Origin of the sequence: Leucobacter sp. G161, assembly GCF_001482305.1 — a bacterium.
In the GTDB taxonomy this organism is placed as follows: Bacteria; Actinomycetota; Actinomycetes; order Actinomycetales; family Microbacteriaceae; genus Leucobacter.
Genome location: NZ_LOHP01000060.1, coordinates 121,376 through 140,441 on the forward strand (window position 1 = coordinate 121,376; position 19,066 = coordinate 140,441).

Here is a 19,066-nt window from a genome sequence, read left to right on the forward strand (position 1 = left end):
AGGTGTTGGGGCCTGGCGTCTGGCGATCGCCCGATCATCTACGCTTGGAGGCATGGCCCTCACCCTCACCGCGGGAGATCTTCCGCTACTCGCAGCGGGTGCGTCATTCTTCGGCTCAGGCGGCGGCGGCTCCCCGACGCTCACGGAGCTGATGGTGCGGCCGGTGTTCGCGTCGCCGGTTCAGGCTGTCCTGCCTGGAGAACTCGATCCCGACACGCCGTGCTTCGCCGCCGCGTTTGCCGGCTCAACGATGCTGCTCAACGAACGCCTCCCCGGGGCAGATGCGTTCGGTCCGCTCGTCACAGTTGCCGAGCGCTGGATGGGCCGCCGCCTCGAGGCGGTGTGCTCGCTCGAAGCCGGCGGCATGAACGCGCTCACGCCGTTTCTGTTCGCTCACGACCGCATCATCATCGACGCGGACTGTAGCGGGCGTGCCGTCCCAACGCTTGGCCGCACGAGCATCTACATCAACGAAACCCCTGGCCTCTTTGCGGTGTGCTCGACTGGTGCCGGCGGCGTCTCGCTCCTCCAGTCGCGGAGGGCCGAGGACGTCGACCAGCTGTTGCGCGCAGCGATGGTCCAGTCCGGCGGCGCAGGTGCCGTCATCTTCGCCGGCTTCACGGCTCGCGACCTCACCACCGATTCCCTGCACGGCCACCTCGCTCACTCGCTCGAGATCGGCGCAGCGCTCGCCTCGACGCGCAGCGAACCGGTCGAGCTTCTCGCCGCGAGGCTCGGAGCCCGCCTCGTCGGTCACGGACGCGTCCTCGCACTCACACAGGATTCCCGGGACCCGCACGTGCACGCAGCCGAGATTGGCGGCATGGACGGTGCCGTGATTCGCCTGGTGTCACGATCCGAGCACCTCGCGGTACTGGTTGACGGCGAACCCATCGCAGCAGCCCCCGACTACATCGTTGCCATCGACGCGCTGTCTCGCAAACTCATCGAGGTGACCGACTTACACGTGAACAGGCATGTCGCGCTGCTCACGCTTCCCGCGGATCAGTGGTGGCGTGCGGCACCGGGCCGCGCCGACCGCTTGTTCCCCTCCTCCTACGGCATTCACGGATTGGATCCAGCATGGTAACGCCGCGGCGCGCAGACAGCGTCACTCTCGACCTCGCCAGCGTCCTAGCGCACCCGGACAACGGCGAGCTCGCACATGTCGCCGGGCCGGAAGGCGGCAGCTGGCAGGAGGTGACCGTCGACGAGCACACCGCCGCTGGCAGCGGGCTACTCATCCTGTCGTCCCCGTTGCCGGCTACGACGTGGCAGCAGGACGCACTCGTGCGGCGCGTACACGATCGGGGATTTCGCGCGCTGGCGCTGCCAGGGGCGAGTGCCGCCGCGCCCGGCGCACAAAAGCTCGCCGCCCGTCTCGGTGTCTCACTGCTTGCTGTGGCGCGCCCATACGAGCTGGCGCGAGCCTGCTGGCAGCTGCAGCAGGCACGCGACGCACTAACAATTGACTATGTCCGCAAGGTGGCGCAGGCCTTCGAATACCCCGCGACGGATCTCGCTGACCTCCTCGGCCACCTGTGCGCGGCGATCGGGCACGGCATCGCCCTCATTGACGGCAGAGGGGCCGTCCAGCAGTCGGGAGGCACGCTGAGCCAGGAGCTCCACGGCGCCATCGAGTTCTCGCCGTGGATCAGCGTTGCGCGATACGCCGACGAAGCCGCGGCGTCGGTGCGTGTGGACAGCTCGACGCGGGAGGGCCTGCGACTCGTCGTCTTCGGCACGGGGATCGGGGACGCGCAACTGCGCGCACTGTCGACGGTCGCCGAGATCATGATGCCTGCGGTCGCGGCGAGGATCCTCATCGATGAGCTTGCGACGGTGAACGACGCTTCTGCCTCAGCTGACCTGCTGCGCGCGTTTCTCGAGCTGCGCGGCGCACGCGACGCCGATGTACAGACACGCATGTCCGAACGTGGCTGGCGGACCGCCGGCTTCCACCTGGGATTCCAGTTCAGCCCGCGGACCAGGGTCGATCCGATCGGACTCCTCCGAGCCGTGTCGCATGAGCTCGCATCGATCAGCGTGGAGAGCCGTGCTGCGCTGAGCGGGCGGAGCGTGCTCGGCTGGCTGAGCTTCTCCGAGGCACCGAGCGCGAGCCAGGTGGAGACGTACGTTGGCGCGCTGCACGCCGCCCACCAGCACCTCAGGCGCACGCGCGACCTCGCGCTGGGCATCGGCTCACTCCAGAGCGGCGAAGGCGGCCTGGCACGGAGCCTCAGCGAGGCGACAGACGCCGCGAAAATCGCCACATCTCGGTCAAGCACCGGCTATCTCGTTCGTGTCGACAGCCTCGGTCTCGAGCAGCTGCTGCTGGCGTGGACGGGCAACGATACGTTCCTGCCTGCGGCAGAATCGCTCCTCGCTCCGCTTCTCACCGAAGCACCCGAGCTGCTCGACACCCTCGCCGCGTATCTCGACCACGAGTCTGGGATCCAGGCGACCGCGGACGCGCTCGGTCTCCACAGAAACACCGTCTCGCAGCGCGTGCAGCGCGCGCAGGAGCTCGTTGGCGCGGACCTCACCTCGCCGGAGACGCGGCTTGCGCTGCATCTCGCCTGCCGCGCTGTGCTCGCGCCGGGTAGCTAACCCACTTCGCGGTAGAGCCGGGCGGCCGCCTCAACTACCGCGGGATGCTCCGCGCCCAACGCCTGGATACCGACGAGCTCGAGCCCGGCCGGCGGCTGGCCACCGTGCGACCAGAGCAGTGCCGAGGTTTCAGACGGCATCTGCGACGACCACCAGCTGAGCCCGCCTCGCACGTCGCCGTCAGCTTCAAAGAGGCGCCTTGCGATGCCCTGTGTCACCCCAAGGTCTTGCACGACGACCTCACTGGGCCGAACCCCGAGCCGCACGAGCGCAGCTGCGTCGTCGAGGTCGATGAGACCCGGCCCGGAATAGCGAAACTCCGCGAGCGCCCGCGGCTCACCCGCTGGCGTGAGAAACACCTCGGGAATCCACCGTCGCTTGTTGTAAAAACTCTCGGCGATCGCGCCGACGGCAGTGCGCGAAAAGTACCAGGAGTCGAAGAGATCTGAATTGTCCCACCGCCCATGAAACTGTGGCCGCGGAACGAAGGACCAGTGCCCGGGCCGCCCCGGCCGCGCGCCAGCTGTTCTGGGATAGCAGCGGTACAGCCGCAACGCCTCGGGCATGGTTACGCGTACGCGCCCTCATCCTCGGCGTCGATCGCACCAATGACCTCAGCCACCCGTCCGAGCTTGATGCACTCGCGCGGCGTCGAGCCCCGCAGAAACTGGTTCGGCGAGTCGAGCCAGATCGGCACAACCTTCGTGTGCATCGTGGATTCGGCTCGCGCAATAATGTACGCGAAATCCATAATGGATCGCGCCGACTCGGCGGAGGGGAGCTGCGCCCCCTGCTTCCACCGGGTGACCTGCGAGGGTTTCACGCCGATGAGCTCGGCGAGGAGCGTTCCGTTCCCCGCCGCGCCAAGCAGCATGCGGAAACCGTCGGCGAAGCCGGGCTGCTGCGGGACTGAGATGCTCATGCACCCAGTCTACGCGCAATCCTCAAATTGCGCGATGGTTAGCTTGCGATCTCCTGATACGCAAACTGCAGCATGGACTCGTCGACGCCCGCGAGCACGCGGGGCTTTGCCAGGTCATCGAGCACGATGAACCGCAGCATGCCAGCACGCGCCTTCTTGTCCCGCTGCATCGCAGCGAGCAGCCCCGGCCAGCGCCCCGCGGGGTATTCGAGCGGGAGCCCGAGCAGCGTCAGCACACGGCGATGCCGCGCCACGGCTTCGTCAGAGAGCGCGCCCGCCATCCGGCCGAGTTCGGCAGCGTAGACCATGCCGATGGCGATCGCGACGCCGTGGCGCCACTGGTAGCGCTCCGCGTGCTCGATCGCGTGCCCCAGCGTGTGGCCATAGTTGAGGATCTCACGCAGGCCACCCTCCTTGAAATCCTCCGACACCACGCGAGCCTTGACCCCAATCGACAGCTCGACAACGCGCTGGAATTCTGCGGTCGTCGGGTCCGTCGCACGGTCGACATCGGCCTCGATGATGTCGAGGATCTCGGGTTCGGCAATGAAGCCGCACTTCGCAACCTCGGCGAACCCGGCGAGCACCTCGTTCTTCGGCAGGGTCTCGAGCACAGTAAGGTCGCAGATCACAGCGGCGGGTGGGTAGAAGGCGCCAACGAGGTTCTTGCCCTCCGCGGTGTTCAGGCCGGTCTTGCCGCCCACAGCCGCGTCGACCATGCCGAGCACAGTGGTCGGGATCTGCACGAGCTTCACGCCCCGCAGCCAGGTCGCAGCAACGAACCCGGCAAGGTCGGTCACTGCTCCCCCGCCGAGGCCGATGATCGCGTCGCTCCGGGTGAAATCGGCCTGACCCAGGATGCCCCAGCAGAACGCCGCAACCTCAACACGCTTCGCGGACTCGGCGTCCGGCACCTCAGCGAGCATGACCTCGCCGTAGTGTTCCTTAAGTGCGGTCCGCAGTTCGTCAGCAAGCCTCCCGACCGTCGACGTGTGCACGATGAGCACCTTCGATACGCGGGAACCCAGCGCCTCCGGAACGCGGTCGAAGAGGTCCCGGCCCACCGTAATCATATAGTTGGTTTCCCCGGTGACGGTGATCTCGCTGATGTTCGCAGGCATGCTCACTCCTGGTCCTCTCGTTCGGTGTACTGTTCCGCGCTGTGATCCGCGTCTTGGGTGGCAGGAGCATCGTCCTGCAGAGCGCTCCGCGCCGTCGCCTGGGCGGCTGCTCGCTCGCGGCGCGCATACGCGCGTGCCCACTCCACAACGCGGCGGGTGAGTTGTTCCTTCCCGGCACGATCGGTGCGGAAGGTGACGTCGGCTACCTCAAGGTAGAGGGGCTTACGCTCCGCGAGAATGCGTCCCCACGCTGAAGGATCGTCGCGTAGCAGCGGACGGCGTGCAATGTTCGCGGTGCGCAACACCGCTTCCTGCGTCGTCATGAGCAGGATCGTCGGGTGCTCGCGCAGCAGTGCGCGAGTCGACTCAGCGAGCACCGCGCCCCCGCCGAGGGCGAGAATGCGCGTGCCGGGCTGTGCCAACTCCGCGGCGATGATCTCCGCCTCAATCCGGCGGAACTCGGGTTCGCCGTGCGCGGCGAAGAAATCCGTAATCGCGCCGTGCTCGCGCACAAACACCACGTCGCTATCGACAAACGGGATCCCGAGCTCTTTCGCGACGCGGCGTCCGAGGCTCGTCTTCCCAGCCGCCATCGGGCCAACAAACACGATCGTGCGTTCCGGGAGGCGATTCCCGCCACCGCGACGGCGCCTGCGACGCTTCGAGGCGCGACGCGGCTGTGACTTCGCAGGCTCACTGGGCAAGGGTCGTCGCCCGCCGCCACGGCCAGGGGCCGGGGAAGCCTCCTGCGACGGTCGGGCCGCCGTCCCGGCACGTTTCACTGCAGCTGGAGAGTCGGAGACTTCCGCGCCGGCGTCACCGACTGCACGGCGCGCCTGTGCGGGCGGCGCGGGCTTCGGTGCGCCGACCGGGGCCCCCGCTCGCCGACCGGCTCGGCGCCCGCCGCTCACGACTCTCGTGCGGTCGCGAGCTGCTCGGGAATCGCTGCGAGGTAGCTGTCGAGGTTACGACGGGTCTCAGCGAGGCTGTCCCCGCCGAACTTCTCGACGACCGCTTCAGCGAGCACGAGCGCGACCATCGCCTCAGCGACGACGCCCGCGGCAGGAACCGCGGAGACATCGGAACGCTGGTGGTGCGCCTTCGCCTCTTCCCCCGTCGCGACGTCAATCGTCGGCAGCGCGTGTGGCACGGTTGCGATCGGCTTCATCCCGGCACGCACTCGGAGCACCTGGCCGGTCGTCATGCCGCCCTCGATGCCGCCAGCGCGACCGGTGTCGCGAACGATCTCGCCGTCACGCAGGTGCAGTTCATCGTGCGCAACCGAGCCGCGGCGGCGTGTCGTCTCGAACCCGTCTCCGACCTCGACGCCCTTGATCGCTTGGATACCCATGAGCGCACCAGCGAGGCGCGAGTCGAGTCGGCGGTCCCAGTGCACGTACGATCCCAGCCCGGGCGGCAGCCCGTAAGCGAGGACCTCGACAATGCCACCAATGGTGTCACCGGACTTCTTGGTGTCATCCACTTCAGCAACCATGCGGGCGCTCGTGTCCGCGTCAAAGCAGCGAAGCGGATCGGCATCGAGGGCCGCGACGTCTTCGGGACGCGGCAGCATCGTGCCAGAGGGGGCCACCACATCACCGATCGACACGGTGTGGCTCACGAGCTGCACGCCGAGTTCGGCGAGGAATGACCGAGCTACCGCGCCCAGCGCGACGCGGGCTGCAGTCTCGCGGGCACTCGCACGCTCGAGCACCGGACGCGCCTCATCAAAGCCGTACTTCTGCATGCCGACAAGATCGGCGTGTCCGGGTCGCGGACGGGTGAGCGCGGCGCCGCGGCCGCGTGACTTTTCGGAGAGCTCGGTCTTTTCGGAGCTCATCACCTCTGCCCACTTCGGCCACTCGGTGTTGCCAATACGGATCGCGACCGGGCCACCAATTGTGACGCCCTGTACGACGCCGCCCGAGACGTTGAGCTCGTCCTGTTCAAACTTCATGCGGGAGCCACGGCCGTAGCCAAGCTTCCGGCGCGCGAGGTCCTCTCGGATCGCCTCGAGGGAGACTGGCACGCCCGCAGGCATGCCCTCGATGACAGCAATAAGTTCAGGGCCGTGGGATTCCCCGGCGGTAAGCCAACGAAGCATAAGTTCTATCTTTCCACACTCGCGGCGCGCATGGCCGCCAGCACTGACTGTTCGTCGGCAACCGGGGTGTTCGGGTCGCCGTTCATGAAAATACGGATTTGCACGAGCGCCTGCTCGACGAGCATGTCGAGGCCCGCGTGCGCGATGCTGCCGGCCGCGGCCCATCTGAGAGCCAGCGGCGAGGGCCACGGGTCGTAGGCCACATCAAACAGCGGCACGGTAAGCAGCGACGCTGGCAGGGTAGCCGCTCCCCCTGCGGGGCCCGGGAGCGTCGAGATAACGAGTGTTGGCGCAAATGCAGGTTCGTCACCGAGCGTGAGCGCGGTGACGTTCCCTCCCATGCGGTCCGCGAGCTCCGAAGCGGCTTCCGGCCGGCGCGCGGCAACGGCGATCTGCATTGCCCCGAGCGTCCGAGCGGCAAGCACCGCGGAGACCGCGGTTGCTCCAGCACCCAGCACGACGGTGGCGGAGGCGTCGAGCCCGGCGCCTGCGAGCGCGCGGGCGAGCCCGGCAACGTCAGTGTTGAACCCAGCCCACTGCGGCGAACCGTCGGGAGCACTCGTGATTCTGAATAGCGTGTTCACCACGCCGCTCTCCGAAGCGACCGGGTCGACGACCGTCGCGAGGCGCGCCGCCTCTTCCTTCAGCGGCATCGTGAGGGAGAGGCCACGCCAGTCCGGCCCGCACTGCGCAAGAAACGATGCAAGTTCCACGGCCTCAACCTCGTGCCTGCCGTAGTTCCAGGGCAGCCCGAGTACCTCGTAGGCAGCCGCGTGAATCGCGGGTGACTTCGAGTGCGCGATCGGCGAGCCGAGCACCGCGAGTTCAGCCCTGCCCGGCTCACGCCGCTCCGCGTCAGTCGGATGCTGTTCATTCATGACCTAGTCACAGTACTTTCCGCCCTCGGCTGCGTGCGTCGTGCACCACTCGTCGAGGCGCTGCACATTGCGTTCGTGCTCCTCGAGGGTCGCCGCGAACTCGGTCTCGCCGCTTGAGAGATCGACGGGCATGAAGTAGATCCACGGCCCATCGGCCGGGTTCGTTGCAGCCTCGATGGCGGTGTCACCCGGCAGGCCGATCGGCCCAGCCGGCAGCCCCGGGTTCGCATACGTGTTGTACGGGTTCGACTTGTCGGCGCGTTCCTCGTCGGTCGTCCACACAGTGTGCGTGTTACCGGTGCCGTACGACACAGTCGCATCCGACTGCAGCAGCATGTCAATGTCAATGCGATTCAGGAAGACTCGCGCGACCTTCGGGAAGTCTTCAAGCCGCGACCCAGCCTCGCGCTGCACCATCGCCGCGAGCGTGAGCACCTGCCACGCATCCTCATCGGCGACGCCGTGTTCAGCGAGCGCCTGCCACATGCGATCGACCATCGTCTGAATGATCGACTCAGCCGTGGCACCGGGCTCAAAAGTATACGTCGCCGGGAACAGGAAGCCCTCGAGCGAGGGGAACTCGGCAGGTACGCCGAATGCCTGCGGATCCGCAGCAGCGGCCTCGAACTCCTCGAACGGAATATCGACGACGCCAGCCGTGAGCTCGAGTGCGTCCATCGCGGCGGTGCCCTCGGGGATCGTCACCGTGAGCTCCATCCGGTTCGCCTCGTCGGTGAGCGCGGCAAGCGCGGCCTTCGCGCTCATCTGCTGCTTCAAGCGATAGGTTCCCACCTGGAAACTGACTTCGCTCGGCTGCTGCAGCAGTAGCTCGTAGAACGCCTCGGACGTCTTGACAACGTCGGCCTGTTCGAGCGCCTCCGCGACGTCCGCACCGTACTGGCCGTCCGTGATGGTGAGCAACACTTCGCCGCTCCCCTCACCCTCGTAATCGTTGCTCGTCCAGCCCATCGCGAGCGAGATTCGATCGCCGTACGCATTCCAGACGAACGCTGCGCCACCGGCAAGCAGCAGCAGCATCACGATGAGTACGGACGAGATGACAATCCGTCCGCGCTTGCGCGAACGCCGATCCTCGTCACTCAGTGCGTTCGCGGCTCTTCGCCCACGGCGTGTCTCTGTGTCACTCACGTCGCGTCCTCGTTTCTCCGTTGATCGGGGGTGGGCGCCACGACTTCACCCGGCGCCGAACCTCTGTTGCGCTCCACGTCGAGCGCGTGTTGCAGAATAACCACAGCTGCCGCCTGGTCAATGACCCCGCGGCTCTCTTTCGTTTTGCGCCCGGCCTGCCGAAGCTGGCCCTGCGCAGACACGGTAGACAGGCGCTCGTCGACCAACCGCACTTCCGCGATGCCGGCGAGGCTCGTCGCCAGCTGCTCGGCGAACCCGACTGCGTCCTCGGTCGAGAGCGTCCGCTCGCCGCGCAGGTTGAGCGGTAGCCCTACGATAACCTCAAACACCCCAAGCTCGTCAACAATTGTCGCGATGCGTGCAATGTCGGCGCCGCCCTCGGCTTCTCGCTTCACCGTTTCGACCGGCGTTGCGAGCATGCCGTGCATGTCGCTGCGGGCAACGCCAATGCGCGCCTTGCCTACGTCGATACCGACGCGTACCCCTGTGCGCACGGGCTACGCCTCGATCGTGCGCCGCATCTCGGCAAGCGCGGCATCGATCTGAGCTGGATCGGTGCCACCACCCTGCGCGAGATCTGGCTTGCCGCCGCCGCCGCCGCCGAGCACCTGTGCGCCCCGCTTTGCGAGGTCGCCGGCCTTGATGCCGAGTTCACGCGCGCCAGCGGTCGTCGCCGCGATGACGACTGGTTTCCCAGCTCCGTCACCGGCAACAGTTCCCGCGAGGATCACGACGCCCGGCTCAGATGCGAGCTTCTCGCGGAGCTGCACGACCAAACCGCGCACGTCGTCCGGTGAGCCGACCGTACCAAGATCCGCTGAGACCAACTGCACTGCGCCGATGCGCTCAGCCGCTTCAAGTAGGGCAGGCACGCGCTCAGCAAGCTTTGCTGCTTCGAGGGCCGCGATCTTCTTCTCGGCGGCACGGAGCTGCGCGCTGAGATCTTCCACGCGCGCCACCACCTCTGCGCGTGGAACGCGGAGACCACCGGCGAGCTGCTGTACGATTGCGCGCTCTGCGGCGAAGCTCTGGAAGGCCTCGAGACCCACGAGCGACTCGACGCGGCGGTTGGTTGACCCGACTGAGCTCTCAGACACGAGGTTGATCATGCCGACCTCGGCAGCGGTCGCCACGTGGGTGCCGGCGCACAGCTCGCGCGACCACTCGCCGCCGATGTCGACGACGCGCACGCGCTCGCCGTACTTCTCACCGAAGAGCGCCATCGCGCCCATCGCCTTCGCCTCGTCGAGGCCCATCTCGCGGGTGACCACACCGTAGTTTGAGCGGATCGCGAGGTTCGAGATCTCCTCAATCTCGCTCTTGGTCGCCTGGCTGAGGGCTTCCGAGTGCGTGAAGTCGAGGCGCATGTAGCCGGCCTTGTTGTAGGAGCCTGCCTGGTGCGCGTTCGGGCCGAGCACGTCGCGGAGCGCCGCGTGGACGATGTGCGTTGCCGAGTGCGCCTGCGTGGCGCCCCTGCGGTATTCGGCGTCGACGCGGGTTTCCGCGCGCGCGTCAACACCAATGACGCCAACCGTGACCTTCACCGTGTGCACGATGAGACCGGGCACCGGCTTCTGCACGTCGAGCACCTCGGCCTCAAAGCCGTCGCCGACGATGACGCCGTTATCCGAATCCTGACCGCCCGACTCCGCGAACAGCGAGGTCTCTGCAAGCACGAGCTCGGCGATCTGCCCCTCGCGCGCCTCGGCTGCGGGAGCCCCGTCAACGACGATGCCAAGCACGCGGCTCTCGTGGATGAGCTCGTCGTAGCCGACGAACGCTGTCTCACCGAGCCCGCGAAGCTCCTTGTAGACGGCGAGATCAGCCTGCTGGCCGCGCTTTGCCTTCGCGTCAGCCTTCGCGCGGTCGCGCTGCTCCTGCATGAGCGTCGCGAAGACCTCGCGGTCCACCGTCACGCCGGCTTCTTCGGCGATCTCGAGCGTGAGCTCGACCGGGAAGCCGTGGGTGTCGTGCAGGAGGAAGGCGGTGTCGCCGTCGACGCTCGCGGGTGCGCCCGCAGCCTTTGAGCCTGCAACAGCGCTCTCTATCGCTGTGTCGAGGATCTGGATCCCGCTCGCGAGCGTCCGCAAGAACGTCTTCTCCTCGGCGTACGCAACGCGCGAGATGAAATCGAAGCTCTCGTCGACAGCCGGGTATGCGGACTTCATCGCGTCGCGCGACACGGGGAAGAGCTCAGCAAAGGTCGGGCCTTCGACCCCGAGGAGCCGCATCGAAAGCGTCACGCGACGCAGCAGCCGCCGGAGAATATAGCCCCGGCCCTCGTTCGACGGCGTCACGCCATCGGCGATGAGCATGAGACCACTGCGCACGTGGTCGGCGATGACACGCAGTCGCACGTCGTCGTCGAGCTCGGCACCGTAGGTCTTGCCCGCAAGCTCTGCAGCGCGATCGAGGACCGGGCGTACCTGGTCGATCTCGTACATGTTCTGCACGCCCTGCTTGATAAACGCAACGCGCTCGAGTCCCATACCCGTGTCGATGTTCTGCTTCGGCAGATCGCCAACGATCGTGAAATCGAGCTTCGACTTCACGTCCGCGATCTGGTACTGCATGAACACGAGGTTCCAGATCTCGACGTACCTGTCGTGATCGGTTGCCGGGCCGCCGTCGGGGCCAAAGGCGGGTCCTTGGTCGAAGAAGATCTCCGAGCATGGGCCCGCAGGTCCCGGCTGGCCAGTGGACCAGTAGTTCGTGTCCTTGCCGAGCTTCTGGATGCGCTCAAGCGGCAGCGTCGAGTACTCGAGCCAGAGGTTGAGCGCCTCTTCGTCTTCCTCGTACACCGTTACCCACAGATCCTCAGCCGCGAACCCGAGGCCACCATCGGCCTCGCTCGTGGTGAGCAGCTCCCACGCGAACTGAATCGCGCCCTTCTTGAAGTAGTCACCGAAGGAGAAGTTGCCGCACATCTGGAAGAAGGTGCCGTGGCGCGGGGTCTTCCCGACCTCTTCGATGTCGTTCGTGCGGATGCACTTCTGCACGCTTGTGGCGCGGTCGTAGGGTGCGGGCACCAGACCCGAGAGGTACGGCACGAATGGCACCATGCCCGCCACGGTAAACATCAGGCTCGGATCGTCGCTCACGAGCGACGCTGAGGGCACAACCGTGTGGCCTCGCTGCTCAAAGAAGTTCAGCCAGCGGCGTTGAATCTCGGCGGTCTGCATGTGCGGTGCTTCGTTCCTTCGTGGTGCGTCAGCGCAGGCGAGAAGAGGCCGTGCGCCAAAAATCGGTGGATCTCGATCGAGTCGAGGTTAGGAGCTCTTGCGGTCGAGGCTCTTGAGCGTTCGCTCGAGGTCCTCATCGAACTGCTCGCGCTCGGCGGCTTCGTAGCCGTTCGAGAACGCATTGGCGAGTTCGGCGATGCCGCGGTTGACGCGCTCAAAGAAGCGGTGCCCACCCGGGCTCTGATTCACAAAGTGGGCCGCAACAAAGCCGGTGGCCACTCCAAAAATGAACAATGTTAGCTTCCGCACGTGTTTCACCCTCCTGCGGTCTCACGACGACACCTTGCGCGCCGCGGATCCATACGCGACCAGCTTAACCGGTAACGCATGCCGGAAATGCTTGAGGGCGCTGGATTCCTAGTGGATCCCAGCGCCCTCAAACGTTCAGACTTAGCGGCCCGAGTAGAACTCGACGACGAGCTGCACTTCACAGGTCACGGGGACCTCAGCGCGCTTCGGGCGACGCAGCAGGCGTGCCTCGAGCTTGTCGAGTGCGACCTCGAGGTAACCGGGAACCGCGGGAAGCACCTCGGCGTGACCGCCTGCAGCTGCAACCTGGAACGGCTCGAGAACCTCTGAGCGCTCCTTGACGTGGATGAGCTGTCCCGGCTTCACGCGGAAGGAGGGACGGTCAACGAGCTTGCCGTCGACGAGGATGTGACGGTGCACGATGAGCTGACGAGCCTGTGCGGTGGTCCGGGCGAAGCCTGCACGCAGCACGAGTGCGTCAAGACGCATCTCGAGGAGCTCGACGAGGTTCTCACCGGTCAGGCCGTCCTGGCGACGTGCCTCGTTGAAGGTGATAACGAGCTGCTTCTCGCGGATGCCGTACTGGGCGCGAAGACGCTGCTTCTCGCGGAGGCGTACGGCGTAGTCGCTGTCGCTCTTACGCTTGGTGCGGCCGTGCTGGCCGGGGCCGTAGGGGCGCTTCTCGAGGTAGCGAGCCGCCTTCGGGGTAAGGGCGAGGCCCAGCTGACGCGACAAGCGCGTCTGCGAGCGGGTACGTGACGTAGTCGACACGGGTATCCTTTCGGGTTTCTGACAGAGCGGCACGAATGTGCTGTCCGTATGTTCTCTCGGCCACGCTGCGCCCGCATTCACAAGCTTTCGCTCGCAATGCACGCGACACAGCAAACCGTTTTCGGTGAGGGAACGACCGTTGCAGAAACCCGGCTACAGGGCGCCTGCCATATGCCTCCCGCATGCAGCCTGCCGCGGGGAGCAATGTTGGCCATCGAATAGCTTAGCAGAGGATCGCAGCGGGTGGCGGCGATGCCACGCCGCTACTCCCCCCGGCTTATGCGGCGGATCTTTTCGAGCCGTTCAGATATCTCGCGCTCGTTGCCATGCGTCGTGGGCTGATAGTAGTGCGCGTCAACGATCTCGTCGGGAAGGTATTGCTGCGTGACCACTCCGCGCGGGTCGGCGTGCGGGTAACGGTATCCCTTCCCGTGGCCAAGCTTCTTTGCTCCCGGATAGTGCGCGTCGCGCAGCGGCTTGGGCACTGGGCCGAAACGCCCGGCTTTGACGTCAGCGATCGCTGCGTCGATTGCCGAAATGACGGCGTTCGATTTCGGCGCCGTCGCGATATAGATCGTTGCCTCTGCCAGTGGGATTCGCGCTTCTGGGAGCCCGATGAGTTGTGTCGCCTGTGCGGCAGCCACGGCGATCGTCAGCGCCTGCGGATCGGCCAGCCCGACGTCTTCTGCCGCGTGCACCATGAGTCTCCTGGCAATAAACCGAGGGTCTTCGCCGGCCTCGATCATTCGGGCGAGGTAATGCACTGCGGCGTCGGGATCCGATCCTCGCATGGACTTAATGAACGCACTGATCACGTCGTAATGCTGATCGCCGTCTTTGTCGTAGCGCAGCAGCGCGCGATCCACTGAGATCGAGACCAACTCAGCCGTGATCTCAGGCACCGTTGGCGCGCCGGAGTCAGCGTCCACACTGCCACTCGCCGCGTCGTCCACGCCTGCTGTTTCGTCGCCGCCCATGGCGAGCGCGGACCCAGCGGCAGCCTCGAGCCCGGTCAACGCACGCCGCGCATCACCAGACGAGAGCTGCACGAGCGCGTCTCGCGCCTCCGTAGTCAGGCTCACTGCACCGCCAAGCCCTCGCGGGTCAGCCACCGCCCGTTCGAGGAGCTCGGCGATGTCGGCGTCACTCAGCGCTTCGAGCGTAAGTAACAGCGACCTGGAAAGCAGCGGGCTAATGACGGAGAATGACGGATTCTCCGTGGTGGCCGCAATGAGTGTGACCCAACCATTCTCGACACCCGGCAGCAGCGCGTCCTGCTGGGCCTTCGTAAACCGGTGGATTTCGTCGAGGAACAGCACGGTCGCGATATCGTACAGATCCCGGTCGTTGAGCGCGCGTTCCATCACCGTACGCACATCTTTGATGCCCGCGGTCACCGCGGAAAGCTCAACGAAACGCCGTCCGCTCGTGTGCGCAATCGCCTGCGCCATCGTCGTCTTTCCCGTACCAGGAGGGCCCCACAGAATGACCGACACGGCGGACCCTGCCTCATCGCTCGCAATCACCCTGAGGGGCGACCCTTGGCGGAGCAAATGCTTCTGCCCCACCACCTCATCGAGCGACCGTGGGCGCATGCGAACGGCGAGCGGAGCCGTCGCGGCGGACGAAGCTTGGAACTGGGACACACTCCAATGCTACCGAGCACCCCCGACAATCATGCTCAGAGAGGTTCACTGTGGCATAGTGGAGGGGTCTATCTAGTAACGCGGTCGGTCTAGCCGATCCCACACGACAGGTGAGCAACACGGTGAGTGAAGCGACAAACGAGATGCCCTGGGGCAGGGTCGACGAGGATCGTACGGTCTACGTACGAGAGAGCGAGGGCGAACGTGCCGTTGGCTCCTTCCCTGACGGCACACCAGAGGAAGCACTCGCCTACTTTGAGCGCAAGTTTGCGGATCTCGCGGGTGCGGTGACGCTCCTCGAAGCACGCATCGCGCGCGGCACCGCAGACGCATCCGTCGCAGCGACGGTTGCGAAGCTGCAGGAGCAGCTCGTCGAGCCTGCTGCCGTCGGCAATATCGACGCCCTTCGCGGACGAGTCTCGAAGCTGGCTGAGAAGGCTGCCGCTTTCGGCGAGCAGCAGCAGCAGGAGCGCGAGGCAGCACGCGAGGAAGCCGTCGCCAAGCGCGAGGCGATCGTCGCGGAAGCCGAGCAGCTCGCTGCTCAGCCCGAGGCATCTATTCGCTGGAAGGACACGAGCACCGCGTTCGAGCGCCTCTTCACCGAGTGGCAGAACGCACAGCGTTCGGGCCCGCACGTGCCGAAGCCGCAGGCCGATGCCATGTGGAAGCGCTTCCGCGCGGCACGCCAGACCTTCGACACGGCACGACGTGCACACTTCTCGCAGATGGATGCGAACAACAAGGACGTCAAGGCCCGCAAGGAGCGCCTGATTGCCGCCGCCGAGGCGCTCGCAGACCGCGGCCTCGACGGGATCCCCTCGTACCGCAACCTTCTCGAGGACTGGAAGCAGGCTGGCCGCGCCAGCCGTAAGCTCGACGACCAGCTCTGGGCGAAGTTCAAGGCTGCTGGCGACGTGCTCTACCAGGCGAAGGCCGAAGAAGTCGCACAGACCAACGAGGAGTACCAGGAGAACCTGGTCGCGAAGCAGGCAATCCTCGAGGACGCGAAGCCGATCCTCGATATCACCGAGCCCACCGCCGCTCGGAAGCAGCTCACCGCAATCCAGCTCCGCTGGGACGAGGTCGGCCGCGTTCCCCGCGAAGCGCTGCGCGACACCGAGGGCCAGCTGCGCCGCATTGAGGACCACGTCAAGGGCCTCGAAGACGAGCACTGGCGCAAGACCAACCCGGAGACGAAGGCTCGCAGCGAGGGCCTCCGTGGCCAGCTCGAGACATCCATCTCGGACCTCGAGGCAGAGATTGCCTCCGCGAAGGATGCGAAGACGAAGGCCGCTGCCGAAGAGAAGCTCGCGACCCAGAAGTCCTGGCTCGCAGCACTCGGCGACTAGTTATCCACAGATCGTCGTTCCACGCTGGCTTTCGCCGCGCGGAACGACGATCCTGGTGGCATGCCCCCGAAACGCGCGCCCCGGGTTGATCACTGGCCACCCGCGCTGCAATCGGCCGCGACCCTCACGGGAACCCTCGTGCGCTCCGGGCCCGGGTATCGCCCGGTGTCCTGGCCCGACACCTCGTTCACGCGGTGCAACGCCATAGGCGGGCTGCTGACGCAGCGCTACGCGGCCGTCGAAGAGACCGCATCTTGGATTTGGGGTGCCAGCCGTTCGCCCGGCTCTCCGCTCCGACTCATTACGCGTCACGGACGCGCGCCAGCGCGGTTTGAGACCGCAACGTCGGAAGTACCGATCCACATCAGCAACTATCGGCTCCAACCGGGCGATCTTGTTGAGATCGGCGAGTATTACCTCACGAGCCGGTCCCGCACCGCCTACGATCTGCTGCGGTCGACCGCGCCACTCACGCGCCCGCGCGCTGTAGCCTGCCGCCTGCTGTTGCTCGCAGAACCGGGAGCGAGCGGCCGCGTCGCGCGTCGCGCAATGCACTCGAGCAGAGCGGACCGCGCCCGTGTTCGCGCACGACTGTTGGCGCTCCGGTATCCCGTAGCAGCCTCGACCGACTAGTTCGTGAGCCTGTAGACGTCGTACACGCCGTCGATGCGCCTGACGGCGTTCAGCACGTGGTCGAGGTGCGTCGCGTTTGCCATCTCGAACAGGAACCGGCTAATAGCGAGCCGCGACGTCGAGGTGTTCACCGACGCCGAGAGGGTGTTCACGTGGTGCTCTGAGAGCGTCCGCGTGACATCTGAGAGCAGACCGGACCGGTCGAGGGCTTCCACCTGAATCTGTACGAGGAACACGCTCTTGGGAGTCGGAGCCCACTCAACCTCGACGACGCGTTCCTGCTGAGACTGGAGGTTCTTGAAGTTGTGGCAGTCCGTGCGGTGCACGGAGACGCCCTGGCCCTTGGTCACGAAGCCGCGAATATCGTCCCCGGGTACGGGGGTGCAACACTTTGCGAGCTTGGCAAGCACATCGGTCGCACCCTTGACGACCACGCCGCTGGATGTCGCCCGTGACGGCTGGGCGCGCGGAGTGTCGGCGAGCGGCACGCTCAGCGTCGCCGGCTCCGTCGACGCCTGATCGTCGAACATGAGCGCCGCAACCTTCTCGACAACAGACTGCGCGGACACGTTGCCCTCGCCAATCGCTGCGTAGAGGGTCGTGACATCGGCGTGGTTGAGCTGCAACGCTACCTGCTGCAACGCCTCGGAGTTCATCACCTGGTGGAGCGGCAGGCTCTGCCTGCGGAGCGCCTTAGTAAGCTCCTGCTTGCCGGTCTCGGCGGCTTCCTCGCGACGCTCCTTCGTGAACCACTGGCGGATCTTGTTCTGCGCCCGCTTGCTCTTCACGAAGTTGAGCCACGACTTGTTCGGACCGGAGTTCGGATCCTTCGAGGTGAACACTTCGACGACGTCGCCGTTTTGCAGCGCAGTCTCGAGCGGCACCAGCCGACCGTTCACCCGAGCGCCCATGGTGCGATGCCCGACCTCAGTGTGCACCGCATACGCAAAGTCGACGGTGGTGCCGCCGGCGGGAAGCCCGATGACACGTCCCTTTGGGGTGAAGACGTAGACTTCCTTGGCCCCAATTTCGAAGCGGAGCGCGTCCAAGAACTCGCTCGGGTCTTCCGTCTCGGCCTGCCAATCGGAAATGTGCGCGAGCCAGGCCATGTCGTTCGACGCGGTCTGCTTGTCTGCGCCCGGCTGCCGCTGCTTGTACTTCCAGTGTGCAGCCACACCATACTCGGCGCGCTGGTGCATTTCGACGGTGCGGATCTGAATCTCGACTGCGCGTCCGTCAGGCCCGATGACCGTCGTGTGCAGCGACTGGTACAGATTAAACTTCGGAGTCGCGATGTAGTCCTTGAATCGTCCGGGAATGGGCGTCCACCGCGCGTGCACTGCACCGAGAACGGCGTAGCAGTCGCGGATCGAGTTCACGAGTACCCGAATCCCGACGAGGTCGTAGATGTCGTCGAAGTCGCGACCACGAACGATCATCTTTTGATAAATCGAATACAGTTCCTTGGGGCGGCCGGTGACCTCACCCTTGATCCGGGACTCCCGAAGATCCGCGTCGATCGACCCGATCACTTTCCCGACGAGTTCGTCGCGCTGCGGGTTGCGTCGCTTGACGAGATTCTCGATCTCGGCGTACAGCTTCGGCTTCAGGACGGCGAAAGAGAGATCCTCAAGCTCCGTCTTCATCGACTGAATACCCAGGCGGTGCGCAAGCGGTGCGTAGATCTCGAGCGTCTCTTGGGCCTTGCGCTTTGCTGAGTCACCGGAGACAAATCCCCAGGTCCGCGCGTTGTGCAGGCGGTCAGCGAGTTTGATGACGAGCACGCGAATATCTTTCGACATCGCGACAACCATCTTGCGGACAGCCTCTGCCTGCGCCGAGTCGCCGTACTTGACCTTGTCGAGCTTCGTGACGCCGTCAACGAGCATCGCGATCTCCTCGCCGAAGTCGCGTGTGAGCTCGTCGAGTGAATAGTCGGTGTCTTCGACGGTGTCGTGCAGCAACGAGGCCGCTATCGCCACCGGGGCGACGCCGAGGTCGGCAAGAATCTTGGAGACAGCAATCGGATGCGTGATGTAGGGCTCGCCGCTCTTGCGCTTCTGGCCGCGATGAGCGCGCTCGGCGACGTCGTATGCCCGTGAGATAACGGAGAGATCGGCCCGCGGATAGTTGGCTCGAACCGTGCGCATCACCTCTTCGATGGCACCGTGCGTGGCGCCCCGAGAGAAGATTCGCGGCACCAACCGGCGCAGCGAAGTTGCACTCGCTTGTGTCGCATCCGAACTCACCACTGCAGCCTCCTCAACTTCTCAAACGCTACACCAGGGTGCATGCATTCCTTGAATCGACCGCGTGACGCCCCGGCGTTTCTCTCCGGAAACACGGCCGCCGCTGTCGCCCCGCCACAACGGCGAAGGGAGACCGCCCCCGA

At 65.7% G+C, this 19,066-nt stretch carries 17 protein-coding genes; 4 read left to right on the plus strand and 13 right to left on the minus strand.

Going from position 1 to position 19,066, the window contains the following annotated elements:
• Positions 1 to 52: 52 nt before the first annotated feature.
• Complete coding sequence (locus AUL38_RS08060) at positions 53 to 1,090, plus strand: DUF917 family protein (protein ID WP_059060897.1); 1,038 nt, start codon at positions 53 to 55, stop codon at positions 1,088 to 1,090.
• Positions 1,084 to 2,610, plus strand: a complete 1,527-nt coding sequence (locus AUL38_RS08065) for a CdaR family transcriptional regulator (RefSeq protein ID WP_059060899.1) — start codon at positions 1,084 to 1,086, stop codon at positions 2,608 to 2,610. The genes AUL38_RS08060 and AUL38_RS08065 overlap by 7 nt, the downstream gene beginning before the upstream one ends.
• On the opposite strand, the gene AUL38_RS08070 is transcribed toward AUL38_RS08065, so the two are convergent.
• The 12 genes from AUL38_RS08070 to AUL38_RS08125 all read right to left on the minus strand — a co-directional run bounded on the left by AUL38_RS08070 (position 2,607) and on the right by AUL38_RS08125 (position 14,641).
• The gene (locus tag AUL38_RS08070) at positions 2,607 to 3,176 is read right to left on the minus strand and encodes an RES family NAD+ phosphorylase (protein ID WP_059060902.1); all 570 of its coding nucleotides are present in this window, start codon (positions 3,174 to 3,176) and stop codon (positions 2,607 to 2,609) included. The two genes, AUL38_RS08065 and AUL38_RS08070, sit on opposite strands and share 4 nt — an antisense overlap.
• A gap of 2 nt (positions 3,177 to 3,178) precedes the next feature.
• Complete coding sequence (locus AUL38_RS08075) at positions 3,179 to 3,532, minus strand: helix-turn-helix transcriptional regulator (RefSeq protein WP_059060904.1); 354 nt, start codon at positions 3,530 to 3,532, stop codon at positions 3,179 to 3,181.
• A 38-nt stretch (positions 3,533 to 3,570) separates the two neighbouring features.
• Positions 3,571 to 4,653 carry a 3-dehydroquinate synthase gene (gene aroB / locus AUL38_RS08080; protein ID WP_059060906.1) on the minus strand — a complete coding sequence of 361 codons (1,083 nt, stop codon included), beginning with the start codon at positions 4,651 to 4,653 and terminating at the stop codon, positions 3,571 to 3,573.
• A 2-nt stretch (positions 4,654 to 4,655) separates the two neighbouring features.
• Entirely contained in the window at positions 4,656 to 5,357 is a 702-nt protein-coding gene (locus AUL38_RS08085) for a shikimate kinase (RefSeq protein ID WP_235590653.1), read from the minus strand.
• A gap of 203 nt (positions 5,358 to 5,560) precedes the next feature.
• Positions 5,561 to 6,757, minus strand: a complete 1,197-nt coding sequence (gene aroC / locus AUL38_RS08090) for a chorismate synthase (RefSeq protein WP_059060907.1) — start codon at positions 6,755 to 6,757, stop codon at positions 5,561 to 5,563.
• 5 nt (positions 6,758 to 6,762) lie between these two features.
• Positions 6,763 to 7,635, minus strand: coding sequence for a shikimate dehydrogenase (locus AUL38_RS08095; protein WP_059060909.1), 873 nt, complete (start codon positions 7,633 to 7,635; stop codon positions 6,763 to 6,765).
• 3 nt (positions 7,636 to 7,638) lie between these two features.
• Positions 7,639 to 8,784, minus strand: a complete 1,146-nt coding sequence (gene mltG / locus AUL38_RS08100) for an endolytic transglycosylase MltG (protein ID WP_235590654.1) — start codon at positions 8,782 to 8,784, stop codon at positions 7,639 to 7,641.
• Positions 8,781 to 9,278, minus strand: coding sequence for a Holliday junction resolvase RuvX (ruvX, locus tag AUL38_RS08105; RefSeq protein WP_083506703.1), 498 nt, complete (start codon positions 9,276 to 9,278; stop codon positions 8,781 to 8,783). The genes mltG and ruvX overlap by 4 nt, the downstream gene beginning before the upstream one ends.
• Positions 9,279 to 9,281: 3 nt before the next feature.
• Positions 9,282 to 11,966 (minus strand): alanine--tRNA ligase, encoded by a 2,685-nt coding sequence (alaS, locus tag AUL38_RS08110; RefSeq protein ID WP_059060911.1) that lies wholly within the window; start codon positions 11,964 to 11,966, stop codon positions 9,282 to 9,284.
• A gap of 87 nt (positions 11,967 to 12,053) precedes the next feature.
• Positions 12,054 to 12,275: a hypothetical protein gene (locus tag AUL38_RS08115; protein ID WP_059061227.1), complete on the minus strand. Its 222-nt coding sequence runs from the start codon at positions 12,273 to 12,275 to the stop codon at positions 12,054 to 12,056.
• Between the two features lie 141 nt (positions 12,276 to 12,416).
• Complete coding sequence (rpsD, locus tag AUL38_RS08120) at positions 12,417 to 13,046, minus strand: 30S ribosomal protein S4 (protein WP_059060913.1); 630 nt, start codon at positions 13,044 to 13,046, stop codon at positions 12,417 to 12,419.
• Between the two features lie 263 nt (positions 13,047 to 13,309).
• The gene (locus tag AUL38_RS08125; protein ID WP_059061228.1) at positions 13,310 to 14,641 is read right to left on the minus strand and encodes a replication-associated recombination protein A; all 1,332 of its coding nucleotides are present in this window, start codon (positions 14,639 to 14,641) and stop codon (positions 13,310 to 13,312) included.
• Positions 14,642 to 14,814: 173 nt separating this feature from the next.
• Here AUL38_RS08125 and AUL38_RS08130 point away from each other — a divergent pair, with 173 nt between their 5' ends.
• Together AUL38_RS08130 and AUL38_RS08135 are read left to right on the plus strand one after the other, a co-directional pair.
• Positions 14,815 to 16,041, plus strand: a complete 1,227-nt coding sequence (locus AUL38_RS08130; protein ID WP_235590655.1) for a DUF349 domain-containing protein — start codon at positions 14,815 to 14,817, stop codon at positions 16,039 to 16,041.
• A 60-nt stretch (positions 16,042 to 16,101) separates the two neighbouring features.
• On the plus strand, positions 16,102 to 16,674 hold the full coding sequence (locus AUL38_RS08135) for a hypothetical protein (RefSeq protein ID WP_059060917.1): 573 nt from the start codon (positions 16,102 to 16,104) through the stop codon (positions 16,672 to 16,674).
• Here the strand turns inward: AUL38_RS08135 and AUL38_RS08140 are convergent.
• The gene (locus tag AUL38_RS08140; protein ID WP_201023721.1) at positions 16,671 to 18,875 is read right to left on the minus strand and encodes a bifunctional (p)ppGpp synthetase/guanosine-3',5'-bis(diphosphate) 3'-pyrophosphohydrolase; all 2,205 of its coding nucleotides are present in this window, start codon (positions 18,873 to 18,875) and stop codon (positions 16,671 to 16,673) included. The genes AUL38_RS08135 and AUL38_RS08140 overlap by 4 nt on opposite strands.
• Positions 18,876 to 19,066 lie beyond the last annotated feature (191 nt).